The 5,801-nt window shown below is 50.8% G+C and carries 6 protein-coding genes; 5 read left to right on the forward strand and 1 reads right to left on the reverse strand.

Annotation, left to right across the window (positions count from 1 at the left end):
* Window positions 1-129 precede the first annotated feature (129 nt).
* Complete coding sequence (locus MPJ51_RS21250) at window positions 130-468, forward strand: alpha/beta hydrolase (RefSeq protein ID WP_298390976.1); 339 nt, start codon at window positions 130-132, stop codon at window positions 466-468.
* A 1-nt stretch (window position 469) separates the two neighbouring features.
* On the opposite strand, the gene MPJ51_RS21255 is transcribed toward MPJ51_RS21250, so the two are convergent.
* A complete protein-coding gene (locus tag MPJ51_RS21255; RefSeq protein ID WP_298390978.1) occupies window positions 470-1,369 on the reverse strand; it encodes an LD-carboxypeptidase in 900 nt (299 codons plus the stop codon).
* Window positions 1,370-2,591: 1,222 nt separating this feature from the next.
* On the opposite strand from MPJ51_RS21255, the gene MPJ51_RS21260 reads away from it, so the two are divergent.
* From MPJ51_RS21260 to MPJ51_RS21275, 4 genes are read left to right on the forward strand one after another with little or no spacing between them, the layout of a single operon-like run.
* On the forward strand, window positions 2,592-3,065 hold the full coding sequence (locus tag MPJ51_RS21260; RefSeq protein ID WP_298390980.1) for a TIR domain-containing protein: 474 nt from the start codon (window positions 2,592-2,594) through the stop codon (window positions 3,063-3,065).
* Window positions 3,062-3,682, forward strand: coding sequence for a hypothetical protein (locus MPJ51_RS21265; RefSeq protein ID WP_298390982.1), 621 nt, complete (start codon window positions 3,062-3,064; stop codon window positions 3,680-3,682). The genes MPJ51_RS21260 and MPJ51_RS21265 overlap by 4 nt, the downstream gene beginning before the upstream one ends.
* Before the next feature lie 8 nt (window positions 3,683-3,690).
* Window positions 3,691-4,818, forward strand: a complete 1,128-nt coding sequence (locus tag MPJ51_RS21270) for a nucleoside triphosphate pyrophosphohydrolase family protein (RefSeq protein WP_298390984.1) — start codon at window positions 3,691-3,693, stop codon at window positions 4,816-4,818.
* A gap of 1 nt (window position 4,819) precedes the next feature.
* A complete protein-coding gene (locus MPJ51_RS21275; protein WP_298390986.1) occupies window positions 4,820-5,500 on the forward strand; it encodes a hypothetical protein in 681 nt (226 codons plus the stop codon).
* Window positions 5,501-5,801 lie beyond the last annotated feature (301 nt).

Here is a 5,801-nt window from a genome sequence, read left to right on the forward strand (position 1 = left end):
AAAGGCCGGTCATACACTAACAATCAAATTGGACCACTCAAGTGGGGCTGATCAGCTCATTCTGAGGCTCGCAGAACAGTTATTGATCAGGGGGTTGAGGGTGCCTGGGAGCGATATTGGGGACCACTGTTGGAGGGTGAAGATACTGCTGGCATCGCTCAATGGGCTAAAGAAATCGCGTTGGACCAGTCCCCAGAAGCTCTGACACGAGGTCTCGATGCCTTCTACACACGTAGCAGTTGCGAACATCTAGTGATGGAAAGCACCATTCCAATACATGTCGTAACAGGCGACCGCGACGAGCTACCGGGTTTGAGCTATTCACGCCGACTTGCAGAACTATCGGTCAATGCCCGCCTACATGTGATCAAAGACTGCGGTCACTACGTACCGATGATGCAACCCATGGCCCTAAACAATCTGATCGCCGATGTTGTCGGAGATGCCGACATAAACTGTGTTTTCTAGGTCAAGCCCAAGCAGGCTGTGTTAGCGTTCCCGCGCCTGCGTCGATCTGCGTATGAGTGCCAATCAGGACGGACCGCGCATCTGGATCGTGACCAATCGGGAGACCGCCGAGGATAGGAACGCCAAACCCCTCAAGATATTCACGCAGCAACCCGACTGCATCAATCGGCGGATTCGATGGCGTTCCGCTGATGTGGCCGATTGCAACGCCCGCAATGCCTTCAAGATGACCCGCTCTCACTAACATGGTCAGGTCCCGTTCAAACTGGCCGATGGCGACCCCATCAGACTCGATCAAAAGGATTGCCCCCCGCAGGGAAGGTAACGCCCACCCGGCGGCAGTAGCCAATATCGTAAGGCTGCCGCCGATCAGCGGGCCACTTGCTTTGCCTTTTGTTGTCAGCGCCCCGGATTCAATAGCAGGATCGGATGTGACCGTGATCGGTTCACTCTCCATCAAGACGGCGTGTAAGGAATGCGCTGCAATATCGCTGAGCTGGTCGTCGTCATTGCCGGTCAACGCGCCGTGGACGCTGGGAGCCGCGCTGTTTCGCAAAAGGGCCATTTGAAGGGCTGTGATGTCACTGAATCCGATCAGCGGTTTGAGGTCTCGGTTGATCGCACCAAAAGGTAGTCGGTGGGCAATACGATAGGACCCCTTGCCGCCCCGCGTCGCAAAAACCGCGCGCACCTCTGGATCAAGAAACGCGTTGGTGAGGTCGGCAAGGCGTACCTCATCTGAGCCTGCGAGATAGCCCATCTTGTCGAACGCGTGCGGCCCAATTTCAACCCGCAAGCCCCATGACCGCAAAACTTCGGCACGTCGTTCAATTGCCCGCGGTTCCGCGCGGCTGGCTGGCGAAACGAAGCGCACGAGATCATCTGGTTGCAGCAGGGGCATGATTCAGTCTCCGCCTGAGGGTCGGCTATGCGGGACAAGGACGAATGGAGGATACTTGACATCAAGCAATGCCGGGAATTCGCTCCGCTTAGAAAGAGTTACGACCGGAACGTTTGGGCCAAAGCGATCAATGGCACTCGCTAAGCGAGGCGCAACTCTCGTCTCAAATGTCCAGATATAGGTCAGGAACTCGCGATCTGGTAACTGCTCTGGGCATCCCTCTGCCATATCGATCCGGACTTTGCCGTAGTTTGCAAGAACTCTTCGCGCGACGCCGCCCAATGCGACGCGTCTTGGAACTCGAACCCATATCAACAGATCGGTGCGAGGAAGACGCAAATCGAATGTAGATACAGTTGTGCCGTCCATTACCCATCGATCTCTTCTCACCAAGTCTGCAACAATTTGGCGTTGCGCGTCGCGGTCGCGAACTTGCCAGCCGGGCAACCAACGGACGTCACGGTCATACGATAGATACTCCAGGTTGAAGCGCTCAGATATTTTGAGTGAAAGCGTGCTTTTTCCGCCCCCTGAGCACCCCACCACGAGCACACGTTTCGCCGTTCTAAGCAAACTGGCTGCGTGAGATGTGGGTACATTGTTCGGCATGTCAGCGGGTCCATTCTGGAATGACACTTCCATATACCAGTCATCCGTGACGGATGCAGCATTCGGCAAGTTGGGCTCTCAGTTGGAATTCGCCGCTTGTGGTGCGAACATCGGCTCATGAAGAGCGAACGGCCATACATAGAACAAGACAATAAAAGATCAGATATTTGGGTTAAAGCACCAATGGCCGGTTCGGTTCCGCCCGTTGCAAAAGCCATGCTGCACATGTGTTGGGCAGGTGTGAGGCCATTCCGCTTGATACTGCGTCACTAACGAACGACCGAGTCTAGCCGCGCCAAAATGATGCGGTTGCCGCCCAAAGCGGACCTTCGCAACCGAGCTTTGCATATACCTATAACCGCGACTTCATAAACTTCTCAGCCTTGGGCGTACTGCGCATGTGATGGTTTTCTACGACACCACATACTGCACCTGCAAAGGGCAGCTCTTTTGTGCAAGTCAACATACAGAAACCAATACATATTATTGAATATTGCTATTGACTGAATTCTACCTGTAGCGGAAGGTGTGTGAAGAACAAAAAGATAACATCAGGGAGGACACGTTGAGCGCTGCGGCGCTTGTGTCCTCTTTTTTATTCAAGGATTGCAGAATGGCAAAAACACAAAATATCTTCATTAGCCACATCCACGAGGATGACGCTGGCTTAAAAAAGGTCAAGGACCTGTGCCGCAAGCATGGTTTGACCGTCCGCGATGGGTCAATAAACAAAGAAAAACCAAACAAGGCCAAAAATGCGGACTACATTCTCAACAAGATAATAGGCCCTCGCATCAAATGGTGCAGCACTATGGTTGTGTATATCACGCCACAGACAAAAAATAGCGAATGGGTGAACAAAGAGATTTTGAGAGCCGAACGCCTAGGCAAACGCATAGTAGGCGTTTGGGCTCACGGCCATGCGGGGTGTGAACCACCAGCAGCGCTAAAACATATGTCGGATGCCATGGTTGGTTGGGACGGTGGAAGAATAGTTGACGCCGTGACTGGTAACTTTGAAGGCAAAGAAAATACCGACGGGTCCATCGCATCACCAGCAACGTATAAGAGGGTCGCCTGCCAGTGACCAAGTTGTACTGCTACAAAGTCGCCCGTGACTACGGGTTTGCTCCGAACCCGTTCTGGGGTGTTTGTTCACTTGCCTGTTGTAAGCCAGATATCCGCCGAAGCGCTCAAATTGGAGATTGGGTCATTGGTGGCGGTTCCGCGCAAAATAAGATGCGTCATCGCGTCGTTTTTGCGATGCGCGTGACAGAAACCATGTCATTCGACGAGTACTGGAACGATCCCCGCTTCCAATGCAAAAAACCGGTTCTGACAAAGTCAGCAAAGCACTTTTTTGGCGACAACATCTATCACGAAGTCATTGAAGGGCAGTCTGCAACCCAAGCCGATTCACACCACAGTCATGCTGGGGGAAAGACGAACTACTTGAATTTGCATCGCGACATTGGCAGCAACCGCATCCTTTTGAGCGATGACTACATCTACTTTGGAAAAGACGCGCAAGAACCTCCGAAAGACATTCAAAATTTCGAAGGAACAGATTTTCCGACAGATGTACGAAACTATCAAAATTCCTACAAACCCGAACACATAGACAAAATAATTTCATGGCTTCGCAGTTACCCCGAATGGGGTCTACGTGGTTTGCCCGAAGCTTGGAAAAACCCATTTAATTAGGATTTGGAATGACCCTTTCAATTGAAGAATACCAAGAAATCGCGACCATTACTGATCGATTTGAAGACCATGAAATTTCACCCATACTGCTAGGTTTATTTGGCGAAGCAGGAAGCGTGATGTCTGCAGTGAAGAAACTCAAGAGGGAGCGCATCGCCTTCATCGGATTTGAAAACTCGGTTGTTGACGAGCTAGGCGATGCCTTTTGGTATTTTACCGCGTTGGTTCGACGGCTTGATGTTTCGCTCGAACAGCTTTTAGCAAAGGTACTCGCGGAAGGACCTAACAGCAGGGGATTTCAACCCACTGACGACCCTACACGCCCTTTTGCATCCGTTAGAGAAACCAACGTTGACTCATGTGATATGACAGAGGCCCTTCTGTGCCTTGGAAAGGCGACAACTTCGCTTTTTTCGGCATCTGAATCGGATTCGAAGATCGGTGAAAAAGAGTTGATTGTCTTCCTAGAGGCCTATTTTCAGGTCATCGCATCCGCAGAGATTTCTTTCAATCGCGTGTTATCTGCCAATGCGGAGAAAATTAGTGACCGGTTCGTTCTTCCCAAACCTGATGAGTTGCCGGACTTTGACAAAAGTTTTCCGGAGGTTGAGCAACTCCCCCGTCAGTTTGAGATCGAGATGATGGAGCGCGAGAACGGAAAAGTTTATCTCAGATGGAATGGTGTTTTTATAGGTGACCCGCTGACCGACAACATAAGAGAGGAAGACGGGTTTCGATACCACGATGTCATACACTTTGCTCATGCAGCAATTCTACATTGGTCGCCCACAATGCGCGCTCTGTTGAAGCAAAAACGAAAGAGCAAAGCCGATTTTGACGAGGGTGAGGACAGTGGCCGTGGCAGTGTGGTTGAAGAAGGCCTGGCCGCTTGGGTGTTCTCTAAAGCAAAGGATCTCGATTACTTTGAAGGCCACGACAAAATTTCAATTGATATCCTGAATGGCATTAAGGACTTTGTACGAGGCTACGAGGTGGAAGCTTGCCCAGCGTCACTTTGGGAGAAGGCACTTCTTGATGGGTACGCAGTCTTTCGGAAAATGAGAGAAAATCGGGGAGGCGTAATAGTAGGAGACCGAAAAACACGCACCATTGAATATCGCCCAATAGAAGATTGAAATGACGACTGCATCTCCAGAACCCGCACCGCTGCTCGATTTTGAAGTGGCCTCTGACTTGAGTGTGAAGCTCGAGATCGGAGGGTACACTATTATCGGTATTTTGACAGTTACCCTGTTGGGCGTTGCATGGTGGTTTTGGGGCCGAAAATTTCTACTCCGAGACCTAGAGTTTGACGCCGCTGAATTTGGCTTCGGCAGTTCGAAATTCCAGTTTACGCCAAATGCTATGGATCGACAGATTGCCTACGCGATCTGGGTGGAGTTGAGTACACGCAAAATCGGCCTTGAAATCGACCTCGAACATGATGTCATCACCGAGGTTTACAACTCTTGGTACGAGTTCTTTGGCGTCACTCGAAATCTCATAAAAGAAGTCCCCGCGCACAAACTGAAACAAAAAGGTACGCGTGCAATCGTCAAAACCTCTGTCCATGTACTAAACGACGGATTGCGGCCGCATCTCACCCGTTGGCAGGCAAGGTTCCGGCGCTGGTTTGAGGCTCAAGAAATCAATGAGAGAGAACCCCAGGTTGTTCAAACGGAGTTTCCGGCTTTCAAAGACTTAAGCGACGATTTGCTAGCTATCAATGCAAAGCTCATCGTTTATCGAAAGACGATGTACGAACTTGCTACTGGTGAAAAAGAGATTGTCATTGATATCGAGAACGAGTCCAAATGACGAAATTTCGGAATTCTACTCGGGCAACCAAGCAAATAGTTGCTCGTTGCCGGAGTTTCAAATGTCATGCTGCGTCCGGATAAGGGCCGTCCACTCAACTTTGTAAAATCCGCCTCATTGCATCGTCTACGCTGGAACTTAACCCGACTAGGCGAAAGACCATCAATCCTCTTGAGCGCCTGCCGCTGCGATACCGATATTGTACTCTCGCAAGAGCAAAGAACTTTCGGTCTCAATCCGTCTGTATCGTAAGCGGTGCGCTGGTCACACGGTTTTGGGATAGTTCCAGGGCAGCAACTCG

The sequence above is a fragment of the Ruegeria sp. genome (genome assembly GCF_028066395.1).
In the GTDB taxonomy this organism is placed as follows: domain Bacteria; phylum Pseudomonadota; class Alphaproteobacteria; order Rhodobacterales; family Rhodobacteraceae; genus Ruegeria.